At 64.6% G+C, this 26,306-nt stretch carries 18 protein-coding genes and 1 pseudogene; 11 read left to right on the top strand and 8 right to left on the bottom strand.

Going from position 1 to position 26,306, the window contains the following annotated elements; all coding sequences use genetic code 11:
• Together sphst_RS05280 and sphst_RS05285 are read right to left on the bottom strand one after the other, a co-directional pair.
• Positions 1 to 376 (bottom strand): hypothetical protein (locus sphst_RS05280; RefSeq protein ID WP_159043527.1); only part of this gene is annotated, 376 nt, incomplete at its 3' end.
• A 135-nt stretch (positions 377 to 511) separates the two neighbouring features.
• Positions 512 to 1,525 carry a recombinase family protein gene (locus sphst_RS05285; RefSeq protein WP_031393556.1) on the bottom strand — a complete coding sequence of 338 codons (1,014 nt, stop codon included), beginning with the start codon at positions 1,523 to 1,525 and terminating at the stop codon, positions 512 to 514.
• 475 nt (positions 1,526 to 2,000) lie between these two features.
• On the opposite strand from sphst_RS05285, the gene sphst_RS05290 reads away from it, so the two are divergent.
• From sphst_RS05290 to sphst_RS05310, 5 genes are all read left to right on the top strand, one after another.
• Positions 2,001 to 2,288, top strand: a complete 288-nt coding sequence (locus sphst_RS05290; RefSeq protein ID WP_234387436.1) for a type II toxin-antitoxin system RelE/ParE family toxin — start codon at positions 2,001 to 2,003, stop codon at positions 2,286 to 2,288.
• On the top strand, positions 2,285 to 2,569 hold the full coding sequence (locus sphst_RS05295; protein WP_031393558.1) for a helix-turn-helix domain-containing protein: 285 nt from the start codon (positions 2,285 to 2,287) through the stop codon (positions 2,567 to 2,569). Before sphst_RS05290 ends, sphst_RS05295 begins: the two co-directional genes overlap by 4 nt.
• Before the next feature lie 99 nt (positions 2,570 to 2,668).
• Complete coding sequence (locus tag sphst_RS05300; protein ID WP_031393559.1) at positions 2,669 to 3,784, top strand: metallophosphoesterase family protein; 1,116 nt, start codon at positions 2,669 to 2,671, stop codon at positions 3,782 to 3,784.
• Positions 3,781 to 6,414: an AAA family ATPase gene (locus sphst_RS05305; protein WP_031393560.1), complete on the top strand. Its 2,634-nt coding sequence runs from the start codon at positions 3,781 to 3,783 to the stop codon at positions 6,412 to 6,414. Before sphst_RS05300 ends, sphst_RS05305 begins: the two co-directional genes overlap by 4 nt.
• A gap of 271 nt (positions 6,415 to 6,685) precedes the next feature.
• Complete coding sequence (locus sphst_RS05310) at positions 6,686 to 9,346, top strand: AAA family ATPase (RefSeq protein WP_031393561.1); 2,661 nt, start codon at positions 6,686 to 6,688, stop codon at positions 9,344 to 9,346.
• Between the two features lie 552 nt (positions 9,347 to 9,898).
• On the opposite strand, the gene sphst_RS05315 is transcribed toward sphst_RS05310, so the two are convergent.
• From sphst_RS05315 to sphst_RS05340, 6 genes are all read right to left on the bottom strand, one after another.
• A complete protein-coding gene (locus tag sphst_RS05315) occupies positions 9,899 to 11,299 on the bottom strand; it encodes a DUF885 family protein (protein WP_159043528.1) in 1,401 nt (466 codons plus the stop codon).
• A 195-nt stretch (positions 11,300 to 11,494) separates the two neighbouring features.
• Entirely contained in the window at positions 11,495 to 15,322 is a 3,828-nt protein-coding gene (locus tag sphst_RS05320) for a LamG-like jellyroll fold domain-containing protein (RefSeq protein ID WP_056405781.1), read from the bottom strand.
• 105 nt (positions 15,323 to 15,427) lie between these two features.
• Positions 15,428 to 16,747 (bottom strand): MFS transporter, encoded by a 1,320-nt coding sequence (locus tag sphst_RS05325; RefSeq protein ID WP_031393785.1) that lies wholly within the window; start codon positions 16,745 to 16,747, stop codon positions 15,428 to 15,430.
• 24 nt (positions 16,748 to 16,771) lie between these two features.
• Positions 16,772 to 17,566, bottom strand: a complete 795-nt coding sequence (locus tag sphst_RS05330) for a 2-keto-4-pentenoate hydratase (protein WP_056405780.1) — start codon at positions 17,564 to 17,566, stop codon at positions 16,772 to 16,774.
• A 73-nt stretch (positions 17,567 to 17,639) separates the two neighbouring features.
• Positions 17,640 to 19,079, bottom strand: coding sequence for a mannitol dehydrogenase family protein (locus sphst_RS05335; RefSeq protein ID WP_031393787.1), 1,440 nt, complete (start codon positions 19,077 to 19,079; stop codon positions 17,640 to 17,642).
• Complete coding sequence (locus sphst_RS05340; protein ID WP_031393788.1) at positions 19,076 to 20,566, bottom strand: UxaA family hydrolase; 1,491 nt, start codon at positions 20,564 to 20,566, stop codon at positions 19,076 to 19,078. The genes sphst_RS05335 and sphst_RS05340 overlap by 4 nt, the downstream gene beginning before the upstream one ends.
• Before the next feature lie 94 nt (positions 20,567 to 20,660).
• Here sphst_RS05340 and sphst_RS05345 point away from each other — a divergent pair, with 94 nt between their 5' ends.
• From sphst_RS05345 to sphst_RS05370, 6 genes and pseudogenes are all read left to right on the top strand, one after another.
• Positions 20,661 to 21,701: a LacI family DNA-binding transcriptional regulator gene (locus sphst_RS05345; protein ID WP_031393789.1), complete on the top strand. Its 1,041-nt coding sequence runs from the start codon at positions 20,661 to 20,663 to the stop codon at positions 21,699 to 21,701.
• 86 nt (positions 21,702 to 21,787) lie between these two features.
• Complete coding sequence (uxaC, locus tag sphst_RS05350; protein ID WP_031393790.1) at positions 21,788 to 23,230, top strand: glucuronate isomerase; 1,443 nt, start codon at positions 21,788 to 21,790, stop codon at positions 23,228 to 23,230.
• A 12-nt stretch (positions 23,231 to 23,242) separates the two neighbouring features.
• Positions 23,243 to 24,085: a 5-dehydro-4-deoxy-D-glucuronate isomerase gene (gene kduI, locus sphst_RS05355; RefSeq protein ID WP_031393791.1), complete on the top strand. Its 843-nt coding sequence runs from the start codon at positions 23,243 to 23,245 to the stop codon at positions 24,083 to 24,085.
• A gap of 122 nt (positions 24,086 to 24,207) precedes the next feature.
• Positions 24,208 to 24,963, top strand: coding sequence for a 2-dehydro-3-deoxy-D-gluconate 5-dehydrogenase KduD (gene kduD, locus sphst_RS05360; RefSeq protein WP_031393792.1), 756 nt, complete (start codon positions 24,208 to 24,210; stop codon positions 24,961 to 24,963).
• 41 nt (positions 24,964 to 25,004) lie between these two features.
• Positions 25,005 to 26,012, top strand: coding sequence for a sugar kinase (locus tag sphst_RS05365; RefSeq protein WP_031393793.1), 1,008 nt, complete (start codon positions 25,005 to 25,007; stop codon positions 26,010 to 26,012).
• Positions 25,975 to 26,306, top strand: a pseudogene (locus tag sphst_RS05370) (carboxylesterase family protein); the annotation flags it as partial. The gene sphst_RS05365 and the pseudogene sphst_RS05370, both read left to right, overlap by 38 nt.

Here is a 26,306-nt window from a genome sequence, read left to right on the forward strand (position 1 = left end):
TCAGCGAACGGATGCGCTCGAACGCCTGTGAGCGGAGCGCATCATCCTCGACCGCATCGGTCAGCCGTCCGACCTTCTGGCGGTACGTGTTGCCAAGATCCGCATGTAGTAAGTTGGTAGGCGTCGGTACCTTAAATGCGCGTTCCGCTTCGGCAAGAAACGTGCCTCGTCGCTCGGCCCACGCCCTCATTTCCGCAATGAACATCGAGGCGTCCACACCCTTGAGGATGGCTGCCTTGGCGAGGGCGATTTGCCGGTCGATCTTCATCAATCCGAGATCGCGCTGCGGTTGACTGTCGGTCGCGCTTGCCTCCAGTCGCGCCGTCTCCTTCGCATACTCCTCGAGGAATACCGCGAGCACCTCGTCACGCACCATCTCGTGCGCGAGACCGGATAGGATGCGGGCGTCCAGATCGTCCTGGCGGATGGTCAGGCGGTTCCCACAAAAGGCTGGGCCTTTCTTTGATGCCCCCTGACAGCCGAACCGCGTGCGACCAGATTTGGCATAGCTCTAACCGCATTCGCCGCAGGTCATCTTGCCGGATGTCAAATATTTCGGGCGCTGCTGTGCGACGAAGGGCAGGGCAGGGACGGCGTCCCGGGCCTTCATCGGGCCACGCCGCAGCGACTGCTGGCGGTCCTTGACGCTCTGCCATAACGTGTCGCTGACGATGCGCAGATCTGGTGCTGCGACCGTGGTAGCCTGCTGCTCTTCTGCGTTCAGGAATGCATGTCGTTTACCGGTATCGGGATTCTTGCGGTACGTCTGGCGGGCGTAAGCGCGTCTACCGACATAAAGTTGGTTGTTGAGAATGCCAGTACCACGCTCAGCGTTGCCGGTCAGCGTGTTGGGCGTCCATGCAGGTGGATTGCTCGACGTTGCCCGATCACGTCGACCGCTGCGCGGGGGCGGTACGCCTTCCTCGTTAAGGCGGCGGACTATGCTGCCGGGCGATATGCCAGCAGCATAGTCTTCGAAGATCCGTACGACGATAGCGGCTTGCGCCGGCACGATCTGCTGCAGACCCCTGGTACGTTCGCCGTACAGGTCGTAGGCGATGCGGTTCTCATAGCCATAGGCAGTGCCGCCGGGATTCTTTCCCATTGCGTGCCGCTTGATTAGAGCATCGCGAGTTTTCAAGCTGGTCGCGGCAATCTGTTCGGCGTTGATCGTTCCCATCATGCCGATTTGCAGCGCCCCGACCTCGCCTTCCTTGCGTGTGACAAGGAGGATGCCGCGGAACTTCAGTCTTTCGTACAGCGAAGCAATGTCCGCCTGGCTTCGCGACACCCGGTCCATCGCATCTGCGAACACTACGTCAACGCCCCCGGTTCCTACCGCGGCAAGTAACGCCTGTAGCCCGGCCCGGTAGATTGTTGCGCCGGACTTTGCACCATCTGTGTAGCATCCGACCTCGGTCCATTTTCGCTGTGCAAGTTCGCGACGGCACATCGTCAACTGCGTGTCGATCGATAGCGGATCTTGGAGATCCGTTGAATAGCGTGCATACAGCACTACGCGCATCAGCTTTCCTCAACCTCGTTTCGCTGAACGTTCCCGTCTACATTATAGCCTTCTGCTGTCCTGTTCAGAGCAGCTCGTCTTCGGAACTCGGTTCGTGCAAGATCGCGCGCCAGCAGCTTTGACAGCTCGATGGCCAAGCTGCTGGAGCAGCGGAGTGGGGGCGTCGGTCGCACATCACCTACATAGCCGCCAGCAAGATTGGCCTTCCCGTCCTACTCCCCTAGAGAAGAATCTGCCGCTAACCCGTCGCGGAGATTAGTGAAAACTGGTGGATAGCGGCCCGGCCGTTTTCGGGCGGCGATTGCGGTAAACAGACGTTCGTTCAGACTGTGGGGCAGGGGGGCTACCGCCCGCGTTCTGGTGCCTCCCAACCAAATGCTACCCACTTGACTAACTACGGGTATCCCGTACATGCTGTCGTATGCAGTCCGTCATCGAAACCAGTGCCTACCTTGCGGCCGCGAAGGACGTTGGCATGAGTGCCGAGGAGCAGCAGATGGTGGTCGATCTGATCGCTGCCAATCCGGAAGCCGGTGAGATCATGCCGGGGTGCGGCGGGGCTCGGAAGTTAAGGGTAGCGCGACCGGGCGGCGGTAAATCTGGCGGGTATCGGGTGATCACCTACTATGCGGGCATGAATGTACCGACGTTCCTGCTGACCGTCTTCGGGAAGAACGAAAAAGCTAACCTGACCAAGGGCGAGCGTAATGCTCTTGCCACTTTTACCAAGACGCTGACCGACAGCCTTAGGAGGAAAAAATGAAGAGTGCCTTCGACAAGATCGCAGCCGGCCTCAGTGACGCTATCGCTCATGCCAACGGGGAAACGGGTCACGCAAGGGTAGCGGCACCCATCGATGTGGCGGCGATCCGCAAACGTACGGGTAAGACACAGGATCAGTTTGCCCGCGCATACCATCTCCCGCTGGGTACAGTGCGGGACTGGGAGCAAAGCCGCAGCCAGCCAGATGCGCCGGCGCGAGTCCTATTGTCGCTGATCAAAGCCGAACCAGAGACCATCGAGCAACTCGTTCAGCGAGCGTAGCGTCCTGAACAAGAACGCAATGACGATGATGTTTGCCAGTAGAACGGCAAAGTGGCGGCAGCGTTCGGCACGTAGGCCAGAAGTTACCGAAAGAGCCCTATGCTACGCCTAATCCACACCGCAGACTGGCAGCTAGGTAAGCCGTACGGTCGCTTTGATAGTGATGTCCGCGCAGCACTTAGCGAAGCGCGCTTCGATGCGATCGATGCGATCGGCAAGGCCGCGGCCGAGCATGACGCTGCGCATGTCTTGGTCGCTGGCGACGTCTTCGATACCGAGGGTCCAGAAGATCGCGTCATTGTGCAGGCAGTGTCACGGATGCAGCGATATGCCTGCACGTGGTGGCTGCTCCCCGGCAATCACGACTTCGCCCGCAACAGCGGTCTTTGGGACCGTGTCCGCGCCAAAGGGGCGGCGAACATCCGCGTCATCACCGAGCCCGTGCCATGCGAGCTGGAACCTGGACACTGGCTTTTGCCGGCACCACTCACGCACCGGCACAATCTTGATGACCCGACGGCCTTGTTCGACACGATGGAGACGCCGGGCGCGACACTGCGCATTGGCTTGGCCCATGGTTCGATCCGTGATTTTTCGTCGCGCGGTGAGGCGCAAAACCAGATCGCTCCCGATCGCGCACAGCGCTCCAGCCTAGACTATCTGGCGCTCGGTGACTGGCACGGAGCGCTGCGGGTCGATTCACGAACCTGGTATTCCGGCACACCGGAAAAAGATCGGTTCCAGCGAGACGAACCGGGATATGCCTTGCTCGTGGCGCTGGAGCAAGGCGTGGAGCCGATCGTGTCACCGATCCGCACGGGCAAGTTCCAATGGCTGATGCGGAATTGGACGATCCCTGACGCGGACGGCTTTGCCGCCGAGTGCGATCGGCTGCTTGGCCCGATCGAACCGTCGGCAACGCTCCTGCAGCTGTCGCTTGCCGGCATCGTCAGCCTGTCCGACCGGATCACGATCCTTGGCAAGCTGGACAATGACCTACGCCATCGCCTTCGGCATCTGGCGGTTGCGGCAGACGACCTGGTGGGTCGGCCAAGCGAGCAGGACCTGGCGGATCTGCAGGTAGAGGGGATGATCGGAACGGCTGCCGCAAAGCTGATGCGCATGATCGAGGCCGGCGGTACCGACGGGGTCACGGCCAAGCGGGCGCTCGAGCGCCTCTTCGTGGAATATCAGCGCGGACAGGACGCAGCATGAGCCTCAAGATCCGGCGCATCGCGCTGGCCAACTTCCGTAAGTTCCGTGAGCCGTTCGTCCTCGACGGGCTCACTGACGGCTTGAACGTCATCATCGAGCCCAACGAGACCGGCAAGTCGACACTGCTGGAAGCCATGCGCGCGGCCTTCTTCATTCGGCACAACACAGCCAACCGGCTGGCGCGGAGCTATGCGCCGCACGGCGAGGCCGTCGCCCCGCAGATCGAGGTCGGCTTCGAGGCGCGAGGCGAGGACTGGCAGGTTAATAAGCGCTTCCTGAAAGGTGCGTCGGTCGAGGTGCGTGGACCAAACGGCCGTGCACAAGGCGAAGATGCTGAAGCTCAGCTGCAGGCATTGCTCGGCGCGCGCCGTGACACGAGCCAAGCCGGCGACGCGGCCGCTCACGGTGCGCTGGGGCTGCTTTGGGTAGGGCAGGCGCAGGCGCTCGAAGTCACGGCCCCGGGCGATATCGTCCGCGATAGCGTGCGTGCGACGCTAGAGGCTGAGGTTGGCACGATCATGGGCGGCGCAGCCTACCAGCGTGTCCGGCCCCGGATCGACAGCCAGTTCGCAGACTATTGGACTAACACCGGCCGGCCTAGCGGTCGCCAGACGACGGCACGTACCGAGCATGACGCTGCCGAGAGCGTTGCGACCGAGGCGGCCGCCCGGCTCGCCGCCCTTGAACAAGGGTTCTCCGATCTCGAGGCCGCTTGGGCTAGGCTGAAAGTGTTGGACCGTGATCTTGCCGATACGACGGACGCAGATCGGCGAAAGGCTCTCGTTGGTCAGATCGACGTGGCGCGGTCTGCTGCGCAGTTGCGCGATACTAGGCTGGCCGAGCGAGGCCGCCTTGCTGATCAGGTTAGGGGACTGGAGGACCTCACCGCGCGTCTCGCTGATGCTCGGAAGGCTGTCAGTGACACGGCCGCAGCACTTGGCAAGGCGCGTGAGAAACGATCCGGCCTGGAAGAGGAATTGACCAGCACGCGTGAGCAAGCGGGTACGGCGCGTGATAGGCTGGCGACGGCCCGCGACGATAGGCGCAAGGCGCATGCCGCACTTGATGCTGGCAACAAATGCGTTGCGGCGCGAGCACGTCAAATTGAGATCACGCAGGTACGCCAGCGGCATGCTGAGCTGCTGCCCCTCGAAGCCGAACTGGAGGCAGCGCGCGAACTCGGTACGACCGTGATCCCCTCCAGCGTCATCAAGACGCTGGAGGAACGCGAACGTGCCGTCGACAAGGCGCGCGCGGCAGTCGAGGCGGGCGCGACCCGGATCGAGTTCGCGGGCGATGTCAGCGGTGTTCGGATCGACGGAATGCCGGTCGAGCGCGGTGACCAGACGCTATCGCGTGAGACGCGCATCCAGCTTGGCGAGGCTGAGTTAATCATCCGACCGCCAGCTGGGCTGCAAAGCGCCGAAACGGCGCTCGCCAACGCCCGCGATGACCTGGGCGCCGCGTTGGCCGACTACGGGGTGACAAGTGTCGCTGACGCGCGGTCACGTAATGAGGTCGCACGTGATGCTGTCGCCAACGTGCGGACGCTTGAAGCGCAGATATCTGGAATCACGCCGGCCGTGGCGCTGCTCGGTCTCGACGCCGGTGCTTCGGCCCTGAAGACCTTCATGGCAGGATTGCCGGAAAGCACTGAAGGGGAGGGCAGTGAGAAAGGACCGGACGTCGACGAGTTGAGCGTGATCGCGGCGGAGGCGGATTGCGCGCTCGCAAGGGCGGAGGGCGTCGATGAGGCGGCGTCTGCGCAACTGCGCGAGCTGGAAGCGCGCAATGCGCCGCTGATGGTTCAGGCGGCTAGCGCAGAGCGTGATGCTGCCAACGCCGTAGCGCAGCTGGCTGCTTTGGAAGGCAAGCCTGAGGTAGATCGTCTGGATGAGGCTATGCTGGAGGCACGTCAGCGAGAAGCTGCTGCGCTGGTTCGTCTGCAGGATGCCGAACGTGCTGCGACAGCGCATGATGTAGCGGTGATCGAACGCCAGATCGGGGTGTTGGACAAACGTATCGAGGTCGCCCGGACGCAGCGGATCGATCTGGAGAAGGTGGTCGCCGGGCTCGAGGCCCGGATTGAGGCGGAAGGCGGCAAGGGACTGGCGGACCGCGCTGCTGCTGCGCGAGAAGAAGCGGATGCTGCGGCCGCCAACCTGGCGCGCGTGACGCAGGAGGCGGAAACGCTGAGGCTGCTTCGCGACACGCTGGAAGGTGCGCGTGCAGAGACCTCACGGACGTTCGTCGGGCCCGTCGCCCGGCGGGCGCGTCGGCACATCGAGCGGCTCCTGCCCGGCTGCGATCCTAGCTTTGGGGATGATCTAGGCCTGACATCAATCATGCGTAGCGGGCTAGGTGAAAATTGCGGTGACCTTTCCCGTGGCACCCAGGAGCAGCTTTCGGTGCTCACTCGGCTGGCCTTCGCGGACATGCTGCTGGAGCAGGGTTTACCAGTGTCGCTGATCCTCGACGACCCGCTCGTCTATTCGGACGATGCCCGCCTCGATCTGATGACCGAGATCCTGACCGACGCGGCGTCGCGAATGCAGGTGATTCTGCTGACCTGCCGTGACCGCGCGTTCCGACATCTTGGAAACAGGGTAAACCTAATCGGAGCTCGGTGAAAACGACGACTGGAAGCCCGGTGGTAGAGATTGAAGCGTCCGCTTTCCGGCAGCGATCGTGCTAAGCGGACGTCTGTTCAGACGGGGCCACCGTTACATTTTCGAGCGCTAATGGTAGATGGCAACGACTGCTTTTGAGCACGAACCGGCACACTCGGTGGTTTGCTCAAACTCCTTTGCTCGAGGCGCCAGTCCATCGGATCGATTTAGTTGAAACCTCACTTGCTTCGGCCACGGGACGCAATCATTCTGGCCGTACAGGGGAGGAGAAATGGCCAAGGATCTGATGAGTTGGGCTGCGGAGCAGCCTGACTGGGTAAATGACAGCCTTCGTCGGATCGCTGCGGCGGCAGATCATTCTATTGCGCAGACGGATGCCGACTGCATCCTCGACAACGTGCGTGCTGCGGCCGGTGCCAGCTCTTCACCCCACCCCATGACTGCAATCGACGCCTCGCAACTCGGTGGCCCCTCGGGCGAGACGCGGCGGACGGTGCTTGCGCAGCTAGGTCCCGTGCAGAACATAGACCGCCTAGCCGGTGGTCAGAAGTTGCGCATGGCCGGTGTGGGCATCACTCTAGTGTATGGGGAAAACGGGAGCGGGAAAAGCGGCTACACCCGCATAGCCAAGCGGCTGTGCCGGAGCCTAACGTCGGATCAGCTGAGGGGGAATGTCTTCGACGCCGGCGGCGGACCTATGCGGGTGCATGTGCGCTACCAGGTCGGCGACGATGCGGTGACCGAGCTCGAGTGGGATCCCGCGACACCGCCTCCATCACAACTCCGCCAGATCTCTGTGTTCGACAGTCATAACGCCCGGCTCTACGTCGATAGCGGCAACAGGATCGCCTATCTGCCCCGCGAGCTCGCAATCCTCGAACACCACGGCGAGCTGTGCCAGCGGATGGCCGCGAAATTTTTGGCGGACGAGAAGGTGCTCACGCCGCGGCTGCGCGTCGGGCTGCCGGCCGGATACACCCCGGGTAGCGTAGTCGCATTAACCCTCGCCAAGCTGGACTCCAGGGCCCCCTCGCTGCCCACCGAGGACGAGATCCGCAGACTGTCCGAGTTGAGCCAGCCGGACCTCGCTGAGCTTGCCCGCCTCGAAGCCGAGCTCGCCGCAGATCCGGTGGCGCTGGCGGCGACGCGTCGCCGCGCCGTCACTGTGCTAACGCGCGTAGGCCAGGTGCTGGCGACCCTCCAAGACGGACTCTCGGAGACGGTGGGCGAGACGCTCGCGTCGGCCCGGCGCGAGCTGGGCCAAGCGGTGGAGGCAGAGAGGATCGCAGCGACTGTTAGTTTTGGGGACGAACCTGTCGCGAATGTCGGCGGCGAGTCTTGGCGCATCCTGTTTGAGGCAGCCCGCGAGTTCGCTGCGGCTGGCGTGGAGATACCGCCAGAGCGCCTGCCCGAGACGACCGGCGACCTGTGCCTCCTGTGTCTCGAGCCGCTAACCCCGCCGGGCGCTGCGCGGCTCGCCCGGTTCAATGACTTCGTGAGCGGCGAAGCTACGAAGCGCGCCGACGGCGCGCGCGATACCCTGAAGAAGCTCTTGGCGCAGGTCGAGCAGGTCAAGGTGCCTGAGGCAACCGTCGTCGAAGAGACCCTGTCTGGATACGGACAGCTCGACGCGACCAGGGCTGCGGCCGTGGTCGACCTCCTCAAGGGGCTGGCCGGATTTGAGGCAAGGCGCGCTGCACTTCTGAACGAGACGGCGACGCCGGCACCTACGCCGGATGTTACTGGCCTCGTAGATACAGTCGCGGCGGAACTCACACGCCTCGAGGCCGAGGCTGCGTCGCTCCAGCGGAGCGCTTCGCACACCGAGGCGCTTGACGCCATGCGGACACGGCTGGCCGAACTCCAAGATCGGGCCAAGCTCGGGAATGACCTCGAGACGGTGCTCCAGCGACTGCGTGACGTCTCGGAGCAGAAGTTGCTGACGGTTTGTCAGGCGCGGGTAGCCACGCGGTCGATCTCGACGCAGATCACCGCCCTACGCAAGCAGCTCGTGACCGAGGAGCTCGAACGAAGGATCGCAGAGGAGATCGCCGCGCTCGGCCTGACCCACCTCCCGTTCAAGGTTAGCGACTCCAGCTCCGGTGGGAAGAGCCTCTTCTCAGTTGGCCTGCACGGCGCCGGCGCGGTGAAGAACAACCAGGTGCTGTCAGAAGGCGAGCAGCGGGCGCTGGCGCTCGCGTGCTTCTTAGCCGAGATCGGAGGCGACGACGCGCGCTACGGAATTCTTGTAGATGATCCCGTCTCTTCGCTTGACCATCTGCGTATTCGCAAAGTCGCGCACCGTCTCGTGACCGAAGCGAAGAAGGGACGGCAGGTGATCATCTTCACGCACAACCTGGTGTTCTTTAACGAGGTGGTATCGGAGGCCGCCAGAGCAGGAGACGGCGCACCGCTGGTTAAGTCAGTCGTCGCTAAGACCCAATCCGAGGGCTTCGGCGTGATCCGGGAGAACCGCGAGCCCTGGGTTGCCGACCTCGGCGCGCGGATCGAGACGCTGAGGCTACGCGCGAAGAAGCTTAAATCCCTGACCGACTTTGACACGGACGAATACCGGCGGCAGGCGAAGGACTTCTACTCTGATCTGCGCGAATCTTGGGAACGGGCGGTCGAGGAGGTGGTCTTCGCGAAGACGGTTGTAAGGTTCGTGCCGGACGTGATGACGGGTAGGCTTAAGGAGGTGACCGTCACTGACGAAGACTACCGGACGATCTTCTTCGCGATGAAGCGGGCCTCGGAACGTTCAGGCCACGACATGTCAGCCGGCCGCGACATCCCGCAGCCGTCCCCGGACGAGATGGAGGCCGACCTTACGGTGCTCGACAATTTCAGAATCGAGCTCGGCAAGCGGCGGAAGGCGACGTTTGCAACGCGTTCCGCTCTCGAGAATCCTGTAGGCGCGACGCTGCTATAGGTGAGGCACTTGTCCGCTGGAGTTATAGTCATCAGGACGGCGGGTTTTGCCACTCTGGTCTGAAATTTTGAATAAAAACAATCGCGGAGTGATTTGTGGCGACGCGCCCGAACTTGGCAAATTTGCGCGCAAGCTCGTAAGTGCGCGCCTACTGCCTACGTGTGAGGCTGGCGATGAATTTTCCAAGACGTCGCTCGATCCGAACTCAGCGTAGAGGACGCTTTGCGCATCCGTTAATCAGCGAACGAAACCCGCTGAATCGATTGCAGGAGTTTGCGGCGCCCAAATCACTACCTTGAACGAATGTCTGTTTTGGGCCGCACAAGTAGGCCCTGAATGATTGGGAATGGGGCCTGGCGCCTCGCCAGCAACGCTAACGCTTGGTGGATAGCGGCCTGCCCGCTTTCGAGCGGCCCGTTGCGGTAAGCTGCCATTCGTTCAGGCGGCCGGGCAGGGGCGCGAACGGCGGCTTCCTGGTAGAGAGCGGAATAACGTTCTCAGTTGGGACCTACAGCAGAGCGGATGTGTATTTTCTAATCTAGATCGCAAATTTCAACTTACGATAGTTAAGTTAACGCGCTTCCGTCCCGATAGCAGTAGGCTGCGATGATAGGCGGTAGCCCGTTTACGGCGGCCGTCGTCGGCAATTGCGAGCCAAGCCATCGCCTCAGCAACGCGAGTGCCCGGCTCGAGGGGAATCCGCGCCAACTCAATGTCGAACGGTGCAAAATAGGCGGGTTGACCTTGCCATTCGGTAAGGCGGTGCCTTGCTTGCTCGATCGACCAACCGTAAAGGTGGATACCAAGATCGACGAGCGCGCGGGCGACGCGGAAAAGGAGCCAGTGGGTGTGCCCGAGCGCATCGTGAGGATCGCCGTATGTGCCGGCTTTCTCCGCGAGTTGCTCAGCGTAGATGCCCCAGCCTTCGACAAAGGATGACGCGTATTCGATGCGGAGCGGGTGGGGCGGGGTGATACCTTCCAGACCCAGTTGGATCATATGGCCCGGCAGCAATTCGTGTGCCACGACGCTGGGGAACGTCCAGCGCGGGCGACGGCAAATATCCTTTAGATCGACGACATATGCGCCGGCGCGAGTCGGAGTTGGGACCTCTCGATAGCCGCCGCGGCCAGCGGCGATCTCCTCTGTGGATAACGCGCGGGCGCTGGCGTTCAAGCACCAGGGAGGGAGCTGGCCGAACGCCGTCGGGATTTTTGCTCGCGCGGTGGCGAGCATGCTGTTCATGTCGCCAATTGCGTCGGCACGGCCAGCGTTAGTGTCCGGATAGAGAAAGCGCTCGTTCTGCCAGAGTTTGGCATAGCGCGCCGCGACCGTCCCTTTGGGCGCGCCAATCCGATCGAACAGGTACGTGGCACGGGCGTGGAGGCGGTTCAGCTCGACAAAGAGTCGACGTTCCGCATAGGCTGGCGTCATGGTGCCGAGCGAGCGTTGCAGTTGTAGCGCGTACCAGTCCGCGCCGCCCTTGAACCGTCCGACCCCGGGAGCGGATGGTGCGATGTCGCGGAGACTTTCGAGCGCGGCGATCTGTCGTTCGATCGCGGGATCTGGGAGCGCCGCCCGGAGAGCGTCGACCGTGCGATCGAGAGACAGGCGGGGAGCGACGATGCCTGCTTTGGCGTCGGCGAGGATTGCGGTGGTGTCTGCGTCAATCCTGGCTTGAACCGGACGTGCCGCCTTCCAGGCGCCGGTCGTAGGGGTGACGCGGTAAGGGCTGCGTCCGGTGCGGCCGAACGTGGACCGCGCGATGGCGGCGTCGACCGCCAAACCGGCTCGCGTTGTGATCAGATCAAGGCGGCCACCGGGCTGCAAGGCGTGTGGGTCGAAGGGGGCGAGAAGACGGAGTGCTTCGTCTGGATCGGTCGCCGCGGCCGCGTCGAGCGCTTGGCGTAGAGACGAGGCGGTCTGGGCGTGCACGTTAGAAGGGAAGAACACTGATGACGCCAGCCCAGCGAGCATATTCCTGCGGTTTGGCGTCATCCCACATACTCGCGTTCGCCGTGAGCCAAGTCGAATGGCGTGACCCAAGGGAGGTGTGCTTCGACTTCGCTCAGCGCGAACGGGGTGGGAGCGGTCACGCTACCGACGGAGCAGGCGTCGGGAAATTGGCGAAGCGTCATGGAGTGCGCATCATCGGGTCAATGCCACGCTGTTGTTGGCTTGGGTGATCTCGGGCTCGTCTCCGGTAAGCGCGACGCGGATGGCCAGCGTCGCGGGATCGAGGCGGGACGGGACCGCAAGTTTCACAGTCGCGGTTTTGGGCTTGAGATCGAGCGGTGCGGCTAGCGGGGGGATGCGCGTGGTGGCGACGACCTTGCCCGTCGCGTCGATCAATTCCGCATGGCCGCCTTTTGTGTCCTTCGCGCCAAGGCTGTGGACGGTGATCGCTGCGCTCCGACCCCTCATGACCACGTCGTCCGTGCCGATGCCGAGGTCCGCGCGCTCGTCTACTGGAGTGCCCGGCTCGATCAGCGCGAAGTCGAACACCGTGGTGCCGGGCGCGAACGTCACGTCAGTGCTGGCGCTGCGTTCGAGCGTCATGGTCTGCGCAGCGCCGATCGGTGTGAGCGTCTTGCCGCCGTCGCCGCTGGTCGACGCCTGCATCGACCAGCGGCCGGCGGTGACGGTCCAAGTCGACATCGTCGCGCGCTGGGCGTGATCGGTGGTGTTGTAGCCGATCACCCGGAACCTGGTCGGTGTCGCGTCCGGGAGCAGGAGCGCAACGCGTGTTGCGGCGCCTAGCTCGGCGAAGCGCCAGCTTACGGTGTTGCCTGGCCAGCTCTGGTTGCGGCGCAGCGCGATGCCTCCGAGGCGCTCGCGTTGGAGGATCTCGCTTGGCTGGTCGACGCGGTCGCTCCACCAATGGCCTTCGGTGTACATGTCCATGTGCTGCGACTTGTCGGCGATCGCATCTGCGTGGAGTGCTTCCAGGGGGGCGGTGTCGCCGGTCGCGGCCCAGGCAGTGTAGCGGGCGAACGGGTCTTGCGATTTGGTGGCGGCTAACTTGGCACGGGCCGCGGCGCCACCGGGAAGTGCGTCGAACGCGTTCTCGTTGAACTCGGCGAGTGCCCCCGCACCCGCCTTGGCGAGGCGTGCTTCGATCGGACGCAGGTATTTCGCATCGCCGGTGTAGCGCCATGCGGCCCAGGTCGCCTGGAGCGAGGTGGTGATGCCGCCGCCGTCGCCGGTGCGCTCGGCGTCGGTGCGCCAGTTGATCTCGTTGGGATAGCTCCAGCTGCTGTCCGGACCCTGTTTGCCATGCGCCATCCAGCCGTCGATCACGCCGGTGACGAGCCCGCGTGCGAGCGGATTGGCGTTGTAGAGGCCGACCAGCATCGGGCCGTGCATAACGGTGAAGGCATAGGGCTTCTGCCATTCCCATGCGCCTTCGCGGTACATCTTCCGCCCGCCATACCAGTTGCTGGCGAAGTGCATGTGCCCGGCGGGGTTCTTGAGTATCACCGTCTGGAGGGCACGCGTGGTGTCCATCAGCCGCTCGATCGCCTTGGGTTCGCCCCAGTTCAGATAGAGGCGTTCGGCGTTGCTGTTCAGGCCCTCCTCGTACGCGTGGAGTTCGTCGGCTGTGATGTAGCCGAGGCCGTTAACGATCATGCCGTTCTTGTAGACCGCATCCGACAGCGCGCGGAGCGAGGCGTTGATCTTGTCGGGCTCGACACCCATCAACGCAAGGCCGGGCCATTGCTGCGTCAGGTCGGTGTCGTCAGAGAGGCCGCCGCCGAAATCACCGTAGGGGACTTGCCGTTCGTCGATCCACCACATGACGAACTCGCGGACACGCTTGAGGTCTTCGAGCTGTCGGAAGGCCCATAGGGGTACACCTGCGGGGGCCACTGGCTGAACGAAGGCGGGAAGGTTTTCTGGCCGATAATTGATGTCCGCCCAATAGGTGCGGGCGCGCGCGTTATCAGGGTCGACGCGAAGCAGGTCGGAGATGTCGGCGAAGAGGCGCTGGTAGAGGCCGGCGCGCTTCGACGCGGTGTGTTCCTCGACGAGAAAACCCCAATTGTCCTTCACTTGCGTCATCCGGTCGGCAACGTGTTCGGTAAGGGCGGCGGCGCGAGGTTTGAAGACGAGGCGGATCTTCGCGCCGTTCAGCGCGGCGGCATCGAAGCCCGGCTCAGCGCTGGCTATCGTCAGATACATGCTGTCGTTGGGCAGGATGCGGTCGCGCAGGTCGAGCCAGAGCGTACGTGCTTCGTTCGGGCGGACCGAGACGGAGAGGTCGATCACGTCGCGGCCCGGCCAGATCGGGTCCTTCACGCGGACGTTGAGCGCGATCAGGCCGGCGGCGTTGGGCTCGGCTTTCAGCGCGGGGATGTCGATCGCGAGGCCGTCGAGGCCGTCGTTGAGGTTCTGCCAGCCATAGTCGAACGCGCGTGCCAGCGGGCGGTCGGGAAGCGCGTCGCCGAAGCTCGCCGGGATGAGGATGTGGACGATCGGCGCGGCGTCCTTGCGGCGTACGGGGGCGCCGGATGCGCCGCCGGTGCCTGCGCCGACCGCGGCTTTGAGGCCGACGGAGGGCATCGCGACGACGGTGCTGCGCTCGTCCGAAGCGAAGCGGCCCGCGATGTAGGCGTTGAGGGGCGCGAGGGCGGCAAGGTTGGGAGAGGCGGTTGCGTCGACGGTGTAGGAGAGCTTGAAGCTACCTGCGGGTTCTGCGCCCGCGCCGATGTCGTAGGCCCAGAACTCCTGGATCGGTTGCTCCTGCATCGTGTTGGTGAAGCTGAGCGTGCCGCCGGTGCGGGGGGCGAACTGGTTTACGCTGCGGACCGTGCCTGGAGCACGGGCGCCGATCAAGGCAGTCTTGGTTCCGTCGCCCCAGTCGAGTCGGCCGTACGCGGATCCGCGGATCTCGACGCGGTTGACGCGCTCGCCAGGGGGGATCGTCAGATCGTAGCGCTTGCCGCCTTCGACATAGGTGTTCCAGTCGGGCAGCTCGAAATAATCGTCGCGGCCGGGCAGGCGGGATCGGTTGTAGACGCCGGGCCAGGTCGTCTCGGCGATGCCGTCTACGCCCTTCCACATCCATTGCTTCAGGTCCTTCGCGTCGACGAACTCGACCTTTCGGACGCGCGTTACGTCGGCATCGAGAACGGGCGGTGTGGTCTTGTCCCAGCCGTAGCGGTGAAGCCAAGCCGTGCGTCTGGCGGCGGGGCCGGTCGCCGGGGCGGGGGACGGTTCGCGCTTGTCGGCGAGCGCGGCGACGTCGGAGGCTGTGAGCATGTGGTCGTAGACGCGGATCTCGTCGAGGTCGGAACCGCGCATGAAATTGTAGCGGCTCTGCACTTGGTGCGGCGACATTACCCGACCGGCGAGACCGAACTGGTCGAGGCCGCTGTCGAGGTCGGCCTTCTGGTCCTTCCGCGCGACGAGCTTGCCATCGACGAAGAGCTGCACGCCGACCGTCTCGTCCCAGGCGAACGAGACATGCGACCAGGCGTCGGCGGCGAGCGCTTGCGGTATCGTCCAAGCGACCCGGACTTGTGAAAGGTTGGCGTCGGTGACGAAGGCGTCGAATCCGTGGCCGTTCCAGTCGATCCGCAAGAACGCCATGTCCCAGCTTGAATGGTCCGCGAACCCGGCGCGGAAGATCACGAATGGGGCTTTGCCCACGGGGGTGCGGGCGCGCCAGAAGAACGCGAGCGTGCCGCGGTCGGCGCGGATGTTGCCGGGTGCCTTCCACGCGACGTAACCGTCGTCCGCCCATCGCGCGGCGCCGCCGATCGCGCCATCCGGGGTGACGTCGACGCCGCTGCGGAAATTGGGGACGGGATCACCGGTCGCGTAGTCGGCGGTGAGGCTCTTGTCGGCGGACGCGCGGAAGAGGAGGCCGGTTGCGTCCTGTGCAGCCGCAGTCGTGACGCTGGCGACAGCTAGTGCGAGGACGGACGCCGTGGTGGAACGCTTCACTGCTCTCTCCTTGCAGCCAATCGGCATTGAGCGATCTGGCTAAATCTCACTGCGTCGCAAATGCGCCCCCGCGAACGCGAGGACCCATGCTCGGTCCCGTCCTTGCGTAAGAACAGGAGGGCGGGACAACCCTCAGTCGGCGTTCACTCTCGCCAAGCGCGGCGAGAGCAGGTGCACGACGGTGATCGCGATCAGATACGTGCTGCCCGCGACGGCGAAGATCAGCGTGTAACTGCCTGTGGTCTGGAGGACGTACCCCGTGAACTTGGCCATCATCATGCCCCCGATCGCGCCGACCGTGCCCCCGATCCCGACCACCGACCCGACTGCGCCACGCGGGAACATGTCCGAAGGAATCGTATAGAGGTTGGCTGAGAACGCCTGGTGCGCCGCCGTCGCCAGACCGACGATCCCGACCGCGAGCCAGAGATTGTCGACATATTGGGCGAAGAAGATAGGCATCACCAGGAACGCGCAGGCCAGCATCGTGATCTTCCGCGCGAAGTTGGCGGAATAACCGCGTTTCATCAGCTTCGACGAAGACCACCCGCCGGCCACGCTGCCGAGGTCGGAGAGCAGGTAGATCGCGACTAGCGGCGGTCCGAAGCTCTTGAGATCGAGATTATAGGTCTTGGCGAGAAAGTCCGGCGTCCAGAACAGGAACAGCCACCAGATCGGATCGATCAGGAACTTGCCGAGTGCGTACGCCCACGTCTCACGGTAGCCGAGCAGCTTGATCCAGCCGATCTTCTTCGCCGGGTCAGCCGGATCGCTCTCGATATGCGCCAGTTCCGCCGGCGACAGCTTGGCCACTTCGCGGGGGCGGCGGTAGATCGCGATCCAGGCGACGAGCCAGACCAGGCTGATCGCGCCGGTGATGATGAACGCCATCCGCCAGCCGAACGCGATCGTGATGATGGGCACGATCAGCGGCGTGATCACTGCGCCGATGTTCGCGCCTGCGTTGAAGACGCCGGTCGCGAAGGCTCGCTCCTTGGCGGGAAACCACTCCGACACGGCCTTGATGCCTGCCGGAAAATTGCCTGCCTCCCCTAGACCAAGCACGACGCGGGCGGCCGAGAACTGGAACGCGTTGCCGGCGAATCCACACAGCGTGTGGCCGAGCGTCCAGATCACGAAGGCGACTGAATAGCCGATCCGCGCGCCGAGCACGTCGACGATCCGTCCAAAACTAAGATATCCGATCGCATACGCGGCCTGGAACCAGAAGATGACGTCGGCATAGGTCGTCTCGTTCCAGCCGAGTTCGGCGGAGATGGTCGGCTTCAGCACGCCGATCATCTGTCGGTCGACATAGTTGATCGCGGTCGCAGCGAACAACAGGCTGCAGATCAGCCAGCGATAGCGGCCGATCTTGCCGCCTACTCCTGCGTCACCGATCGCGCCGTTCGCGTCGGGCGCGCCCACCTCCGGCATGTTCATGCTCGCCATTGGCTTCTCTCCTAAAGACAGCCTCTAGCGGGCCTTGATGGTGCAGTGGACGGCGAACCGTCCGTCGAAGCGCGCCTCGACCCGGTCGCCGATCGCGACCGGATGGACGCCGGTGACCGCGCCGGTCGAGACCCATTGTCCCGGCGACAATGCGATTCCGCGGGCGGCCAAGTGTTCGAGCAGATAGCGGACCGCGCCGAACGGCCCGTCTAGCATCGTCGCACTCGTCGCGGCACCGATCAAGGCGTCGTTGATCCACAGCTCGACCGGCCATGCGTTGACGTCGCCCTCGCGCCACCCCTCGGCATCGGCGCCGACGACCAGCCCGTTATTGTTGCCGAAATCGGACACGGTGACGGTCGGCCCGAGCGCGTTGATGCCGGGGAAAGGCGAACTCGCGATCTCGATCCCGACATGCACCGCGTCGACCATCGCGCGGGCTTCGTCGATCGTGTAGGTCGACTTGGCAGGGTAGGATGCGGTGCCGATCCTGAGCAGGAATTCGGCTTCTGCCGCGGCAAACCCTTGCGCGAACACCGGCATAGCGACCGGATCGGCGCTGGCCATGACGATTTGATCGGCGAAGATTGGGCCGGTCAGGCGGTCGATCCCGTCGAGCGGCGGGTTGATCCGTCCGACCTTCCAGCCCGCCACGACGCCGTCCGCGAGCAGCAGTGCCGCGTCCTGCACGGCATAGCCCTCATCGAGCGTGACCGGCACGTCGCCGGGAAACTCGAAAACGACGCCGCCGTCGCGGCGCGCGTCCACGAAGGTCTGGGCGATCCGTGTCGTGTTGGTCGTGTTCGGCTGTGCCGCCAAGAACCCCTCCTGTAATGTCGTTCGATTTTTTCGAAGCGTATGGGAAACCGGTGTCATTGACAAGTCGACTTGCTCAGCCCGCGAACAACGACGTCCAGTCTTCGTTGTGAGCGTCGTTCGCGGCGCGGCCGAGCGCGGCCATAAGCGCAGCGTCCTCAAGCACTTCGCGAGGGATGCCAAGGCCTTCGTCCGTCAAGCGCGCGACGATTTCCGCCGGGCTGCCCTCGAATGCGAGTATGGCCAGCCTGTTGCCGGCGGGGTCGACGATCGGCTGTCCACTGCGCGATCGGCGGATCAGGAACGCGGTCCAGGCGCCGAATGCCGCGACGACGTGCGTCGGCATGCGTCCGGCGCGGCGGTTGGCGATCAGCGTGTCGCCGAGGCGATAGGGCAGCTTCTGCGAACCGTCCTGTGCGATCTGGTCGAGCCGGTGGACGATTACCGGGTTGCGGAAGCGCTGCAGGACGGCTGCGCGATAGTCCTGGATGTCGAGCCCGTGGACGGGGGGCAGCATCGGGATGATGTCGCGGACGATCATCGCGTCGACGAACGCGGCGAGTTCCGGGTCACGCATCGCGTCGACGACGCTGCTCGATCCGCGCAACAGGCCGGCATAGGCGAGCGTGGAATGCGCGCCGTTGAGGATTCGCAACTTGGCCTTTTCATAGCCGCCGACATCGGTGGTGACGGCCGCGCCGACGCTGGCGAGGTCGGGGCCGAGCTGGCACCCGATGTCTTCGATGACCCATTGTGTGAACGATTCACGCTGGACCGCGGCGCGATCCTCGACGCCGAGCGTCGAGGCAATGTCGCCGTAGAGCGCGGCGTCGCTCGCTGGGGTGATCGAATCGACCATCGTCGAGGGTATTCGCACCTCGCCCGCGATCCAGTCCGCCAGCGAGGGGTCGGTTCGGGTCGCGAAAGCCACAAGTGCTGCGTGCAGCTTGGCGCCGTTGCTCGCCAGATTATCGCACGGCATCGGCACGAACGGGACGGTCCCGGCGGCCCGGCGCGCGGCGAGGCCGGCGACGATCCAGCCGACGACGCTGCGCGGAACCGTGGTTCCGGCCAGGTCGTGGACGATATCGGGATGGCCCATGTCGAGCGTGCCATCGCCCCCGAGACAATAGCCCTTTTCGGTCACGGTGGTCGTCACCAGCGCGACCGCCGGGTCGGCAAGCAGCGAGTGGGTCTCCGCCGCGTCCTCAGGCCCGAGGAAGCGGCGGTGCGCGCCGATCACGCGCATCGACGGATCGGCGTCGCGGATCGCAAGCGTATAGAGCCCGTCCTGCTCCGCGAGTGCGTCGATCGTACCGCGCGTCCGCATCGATACCGCCGCGATCCCCCAGCGAGGATCGTGCGTAAGCAGGTCGTCGACATAGGCCGCCTGATGCGCGCGGTGAAATGCGCCGGGGCCGAAATGGACGATGCCGACGCCGCCCGCTGACCGTGCCTCTGGGCTTTGTATGGATGCGGGCAGGGTGGAGAGGTTTGCAAACGACAACCGGTTCACAGCGTCACGCCTCGTTTCCAGATCGCGATCTCGCGTTCGCCGTTGCGTTCGGCGGCGGTCTCGGCGCCCGACGCGACGTCCACGATGCGCGCGAGCAGCGCTTCTTCGGTCGCCGGAAAGCCATCCTCCAGGACGGCGCCCGCATCGAAGTCTATCCAGCCCGGCTTGCGCGTGGCGAGATCGGTATTGGACGCGATCTTGATCGTCGGCACGGGGAAGCCGAGCGGCGTGCCTCGGCCGGTCGTGAACAGGATCGCTGTCGCCCCCGCCGCCGCCAGCGCGGTCGAGGAGACGGCGTCATTGCCGGGCGCCTCCAGCAGCGTGAGCCCATCGACCCGGATGCGCCCGCCATAGTCGATCACGTCCGAGATCGCAGCGCGCCCGGCTTTCTGGACGGCGCCGAGGGACTTTTCCTCGAGCGTGGTGATGCCGCCGACGACGTTGCCGGGCGAGGGATTCTCCGACACCGTCTCGCCGTGATCGAGGAAGTAGCGTTTGAAATCGTTGACGACTGCGACGATCCGGTCGAACACGGGCTCGCTGGCAGCGCGGTTCATCAGCATCTGTTCCGCGCCGAAGATCTCGGGGATTTCAGTCACGAGGACGCGGCCGCCTGCCGAGGTGACACGGTCGCTCATTCGACCGACCAATGGGTTCGCGGTGAGGCCCGACAGGCCATCCGACCCCCCGCATTTGACGCCGAGGACGAGCTTGTCGACACCCACGGTCTGGCGCGATGCCTTCGCCAGCGCAGCGAGTTCGGCGACCAGCGCGCAGCCCTCCGCGATCTCGTCGCCACTGGCCTGCGTCGTCAGCGTTCGGATCATGCCGCGGCGGGCCTCCGGGATCGTCGCGAGCAGCGCCCTGATCTGGTTCTCCTCGCAGCCCAGCCCGACGATCAGCACGCCGCCGGCATTGGGATGACAGGCGAGGCTTGCCATGATGGTCCGCGTGCCTTCCAGGTCCTGACCGAGCTGCGAGCAGCCGTGCGGATGCGTGAAGGCGTGGACGCCGTCGACCGTATTACCGACCAGTGCTGCGGCCTTCGCGGCGATACGCTCCGCGGTGCGCGCGACGCAACCGACGGTCGACAGGATCCAGATTTCGTTACGCGTGCCGACAACGCCGTCGGCGCGGACATAGCCTTCGAATGTCGCAGTAGATGCGACCGGCGGCGATGCAGAGTCGACCGGATCGAACCGGTAGGCGAGCGTGCCTTCGAGCCCGGTCTTGAGATTGTGCGAGTGGACGCACGCGCCGGGGGCTATCGGCTGCGTCGCGGTGCCGATCGGAAAGCCGTACTTGACCACCGGATCGCCCACTGCGATCGGAGCGAGCGCAACTTTGTGGCCACGCCCGATGTCGGCGGTCAGGATCAGGCTAGCGGCGTCGACGCCCTCGCCGACCGTCACGATCTCGCCCGCCAAGGCATCGTCAAGCAGTGTCGCGACGCCGTCGCGCGGATCGACCCTCAGAGCAGTCGCCATCGCATCCTCTTCTATCGGTAACCGGTGTCAGCATTATGCGACGGCCCAGGCTTTTCCGCAAGACGGCTGGGTCGGGTCGGGCTATGTCGTCTTGATGCAGAAAACCGGACAGCCGACGATCAACGACGTTGCCCGGATCGCCGGGGTTTCCAAGAAGACGGTGAGCCGGGTGATCAACCGATCGCCGCTGCTCAACGACGATACGCGCAAGCGGGTAGAGGACGTGATCGGCGAGTTGGGCTACATTCCCAACCCGCAGGCACGGGCGCTGGCGCTTCGGCGAAATTTCCTGATCGGACTCGTTCACGACAACCCAAACGCTCAGACCGTGCTGAACGTGCAGCAGGGGATGCTCGAGGCGTTGCAGGGGACCGAGTTCGAGATGGTTGTACGACCGCTCGATCGCGGATCGGCGACGATGCTCGACGACCTCCGCCACTTCCTCGAACGGCAGCGACTTTTCGGGGTGCTGTTGATGCCACCGGTCAGCGAGAATGATTCCGTCGCCAAGCTCTGCGACTCAATCGGCTGTCGGTATGTCCGGATGGGCTCTGCGGTGATCGACGATACCGATCACATGGTCGCGTCGAACGACCGTGAGGCGGTGCGCATCGCGACCGAGTATCTGATCGAACAAGGGCATCGCCGGATTGGTCTGGTCGCCGGACCGCATGGATTTCGCTCGGCGCGCGAACGACGCCTGGGGTTCGAGGACGCCTTGGCTGCAGCGGGGATCTCCCTGCCGCGCAGCATGATCGCGGACGGCAACTACACGTTCGAGTCGGGACTGGTCGCGGCGGAGCGGTTGCTTGACGTGATGCCCCGACCGACTGCGATCTTCTCGTCCAACGACGAGATGGCGGCGGGGATCATTCACGCTGCGCGGCAACGTGGGCTCGACATTCCAGGCGACCTGTCGATCATCGGCTTCGATGATACGCCGATCGCCGCGCACGTCTGGCCGCCCCTGACCACCGTGCGTTGGCCGATAGCATCGATGGCACGCTCGGCCGCTTTGAAGTTGATCGCAGGGGTCGGTGACGGCAGCGATCTGGTCGAAGAGCCGTCGCTGTTCCTCTCGACACTGATCCGGCGCGCCTCGGTTTCACCGCCGGCCGGCACCGAGACCCGATGAACTGACGGGATTGAATGTTGCGCAATCTGCTGACACCGGTTACCAAGTTGGGTGAGGATCGCGCGAAGCGGCAGGGAGGATGGACGATGACAAGGGCTCTGGAACTGCATCCGGACCGCCTTTTTCCGGTGGAGCCTGCGATGCGTGCGATTGCGCGGGCGTTGTACGCCGAAGTGGCGACGTTGCCGATCATCAGTCCGCACGGCCATACCGATCCGACGTGGTTCGCGGACAACGTCAACTGGACCGACGCGACCTCGCTGTTGCTCGCGCCCGATCATTATCTCTACCGGATGCTCTACAGTCAGGGCGTCGAACTGGATGCGCTGGCGATCCCGCGGTTGAACGGCACGCCCGCGACCGATCCGCGTGCGGCGTGGAAGCTGTTCGCCCAGCATTATGCGCTGTTTCGCGGCACGCCGTCGCGGTTGTGGCTCGATCACGTGTTCGCAGACGTGTTCGGGATCGACGTCGCGCTCGAAGCGTCGACCGCGGACCGGTATTTCGACATCATCAGCGAGAAGCTTGCGTCCGACGCTTTCCGTCCTCGCGAGCTGTTCGACCGGTTCGGGATCGAGTTCCTCGCGACCACCGAGGGCGCGCATGACGATCTCGCCGCGCATCGCCGCATCCGGCAGTCGGGCTGGGACGGGCGGGTGGTCACGACCTATCGCCCCGACGGCGTGATCGACGTCGAGCATGAGGCGTTCAAGCCGGCGATGGCGCGGTTCGCAGAACTGACCGGCGAGGACGTGTACGACTGGAAGGGCTATCTCGCTGCGCACCGCAAGCGCCGGGCCGACTTCCGTGCAGCGGGTGCCACTGCCACCGATCACGGGCATCCGACCGCCGCGACCGCGAACCTATCGAACAGCGAGGCGGAGGCACTGTTCGCCAAAGTGACGCGCGGCGATTGGACGTCGGCCGACGCTGAACTCTTCCGCGCACAGATGCTGACCGAGATGGCGGCGATGTCGGTCGAGGACGGCATGGTGATGCAGATCCATCCCGGATCATCGCGCGACCATAATGCCGGGCTGTTCGCGAGCCATGGCCGCGACAAGGGCGCCGACATCCCGACGCGGACAGATTACGTCCATGCGTTGAAGCCGTTGCTAGACCGTTTCGGCACCAGCACGCGGCTGTCGATCATCCTCTTCACGCTCGACGAAAGTACGTATGCACGAGAGCTGGCGCCGCTTGCCGGGCATTATCCGTGCCTCAAGCTCGGGCCGTCGTGGTGGTTTCACGACAGTCCTGAGGGGATGCGTCGGTTCCGCGAGATGACGACCGAGACCGCCGGGTTCTACAACACCGTCGGGTTCAACGATGACACGCGGGCGTTCCTTTCGATCCCGGCGCGGCACGATGTCGCGCGGCGGATCGATTGCGGATTCCTAGCGCGACTGGTCGCCGAGCACCGCCTTGCCGACTGGGAAGCCGCAGAACTCGCGCATGAGTTGACCAGCGGCCTCGTGCGTCGTGCCTACCGTCTCGACGAACCTCTTTTCGCTGCGCAAGCGGCCTGACCGGAGTCCCTTATGTACGACCGCACCTACTACGCCACGCATCCCGACATGATGGAGTGCGTCTCCAACGACGAACTGCGCGACCGCTACCTGATCCAGGACCTGTTCCGCGATGGCGAGTGCGTACTGAACTACACGCATGCCGAGCGCTTCGTGATCGGCGGCGTCGCCGTTGCGAGCGGTAGCGTGAAGCTGCCCGACCAGGCCGAGCCGGCGTCTGCGGCAGGACACCCGTTCCTCGAGCGGCGCGAACTCGCCGTCGTCAACGTCGGCAAGGTCGGCGGCACCGTCACGGTCGACGGCGAGACGTTTACGCTCGGCAACAAGGACTGCCTGTACGTGACGATGGGCGCGAAGGACGTCCAGTTCTCGGGCGACGGCGCGCGCTTCTATCTGGCGTCGTGCCCGGCGCACAAGGCATTCACGACGCGTGTGATCTCGGTTGGCGATGCCACCACGCTGGAGCGGGGCAGCCTCGAGGACTCGAATGAGCGGACGATCTATCAGATGGTCATCCCCGGGATCTGCGACAGCGCGCAGCTCGTCATGGGGCTGACGGTCCTGAAGCCCGGCTCGGTTTGGAACACGATGCCGCCGCACATCCACGAGCGTCGCAGCGAGATCTATTTCTACTTCGAGCTCGACGATCTCGAGAAGGACCGCGTGTTCCATTACATGGGCGAGGGCGAGGCGACCCGGCACATCGTGATGGCGAACGAGGAAGCGGTGATCAGCCCGCCCTGGTCGATCCACATGGGCTCGGGCACCAAGGCCTATGCGTTCATCTGGGCGATGGCCGGCGAGAACCAGGATTATACCGACATGAACGTGCTGGATATCTGCCAGCTGGCGTAATGAATTCCCCCTCCTGCGTGCGGGAGGGGGCTGGGGGTGGGTGCCCACTCACCACCATCGATCCGCTTAAGGAAAGCGCGAGCCCACCCCGGCCCCCCTGTAAGCGGGGGGAGGAGAAGAGCATGACGAATCCCTTCGATCTGACCGGCACGGTCGCCGTCGTCACCGGTGCGAACACCGGCATCGGCCAGGCCATCGCGGTTGCCCTTGCAGCCGCAGGCGCCGACGTGGCGTGTGTCGGACGCACGCCTGCCGAGGATACCGTCGCGCAGATCCGCGCGCTGGGGCGCAAGGCCGAGATCGTGTCCGCGGACCTTTCGACGATCGAGCCTGTCCAACGCGTCGTCGACGAGACGGTGAGCAAGCTTGGCAGGCTCGACATCCTCATCAACAACGCCGGGATCATCCGTCGCGCTGACGCAGTCGATTTCACCGAGGCGGACTGGGACGCGGTGATCGACACCAACCTGAAATCGGTGTTCTTCCTCTGTCAGGCGGCGGGGCGACACATGGTCGCGAATGGCGGGGGCAAGATCGTCAACATTGCGTCGATGCTGACGTTCCAGGGCGGCATCCGCGTACCGAGCTATACCGCCTCCAAGTCGGGCATCGGCGGTCTCACCAAGCTGTTGGCGAACGAATGGGCGAGCAAGGGCATCAACGTCAACGCGATCGCGCCGGGCTACATCGCCACGAACAACACGGCCGCTTTGCAGGCCGACGAGGAGCGCAACGCGTCGATCCTGGGGCGCATCCCGGCGGGCAAATGGGGCGACGCGTCCGACCTCGGCGGGGCGGCGGTGTTCCTTTCATCGGCCGCGGCGAAGTATGTCCAGGGTCATATCCTGGCGGTCGATGGCGGCTGGCTGGCGCGCTGAAGATCCTCCCCGGTACTGGGAGGATTAGGTGAAGGGGTGATATGAGCAAGTTTCTGGCGTTCGGCGAGATCATGCTGCGGTTGTCGCCACCGGGGCGCGAACTGCTGCTCCAGACGCCCAAGCTCGACGTGTGGGTTGCCGGCGCCGAGGCCAATATCGTCACGCAGCTAGCGCGGCTCGGCCACGATGTCGGCATGGCGACGATGGTTCCCGACAACGACCTTGGGCGTGCTGCGATCACCACGTTGCGGGGACACGGGGTCGACACGTCGACGGTGACGCTCGGCGGCGAACGGATGGGGCTGTATTTCGTGACCTCGGGCGCAGGGTTGCGCGCGACCGAAGTGATCTACGACCGTGCCTGGTCGTCATTTGCCGAAGCACCGGTGAGCGCCTGGGCCTGGAACACGCTGCTGGCCGGCGTCGATCGCTTCCACTTGTCCGGTATCACGCCGGCGCTTGGCCCCGTCCCTGCGGAAAGCGCGCTCGCTGCCGTCGAGGCCGCGACCGAACGCGGCATTCCGGTGTCGTTCGACGGAAATTGGCGTGGGAAATTGTGGGAGCGGTGGGATTCCGATCCGCGCGCGATCCTGACCAAGCTTGTCGAGCATGCCGACCTGATGTTCGGCAATCACCGCGACATCGCGCTGCTGCTCGGACGCGATTTTTCGGGCGACGCGGAGGATCGGCGACGCGAGGCGGCGGTGGCGGCATTCGAGGCCTTTCCGCGGTTGCAGACGATCGCGTCGACCGCGCGGCATGTCGAGCATGTCGACCTCCACCGGTTGTCTGCCCGCATCGATACGCGTGCAGAGCATGTCCAGACTGACGAGGTCGTGCTGGCCGGCATCGTCGACCGGATCGGTGGCGGCGACGCGTTCGCGGCGGGCGTGCTGCACGGGCTGCGCACCGGCGCGGACATCGGCGAGGTTGCGCGGATCGGCCTTGCGCTCGCGGCGCTGAAGCATTCGCTACCTGGGGACGCCAGCCTGTTCCGGCAGGCGGATATCGATGCGTATCTCGCTGGTGGCCTCGATGTCCGCCGTTGACGGCTGGACGCGGCGCTCGGCGCTTGGTGCGGGCGCGGCGACTTTGATCGCGGGCGCCGTGCAAGCCACGGTGCCGCTTGCGCCCGTCGAGGTACGATGCGCTGCCGGCGCGTTCGTCGGGATGCCACTCGGGCCGGGGAGCGACGGCGTCACGGCGTTCAAGGGCATTCGCTACGGTCGCGCCAAGCGGTTCCGCGCGCCCGAACCGATCCCGCGCGCCAGCGAGCCGGTATCCGCCTTTGCGTTCGGTGCGGTATGTCCGCAGTCAGGACCGTACGGGCCGCAATCCGAGGA

Source organism: Sphingomonas sp. STIS6.2, assembly GCF_000732685.2.
Classification (GTDB): Bacteria; Pseudomonadota; Alphaproteobacteria; order Sphingomonadales; family Sphingomonadaceae; genus Sphingomonas; species Sphingomonas aerolata.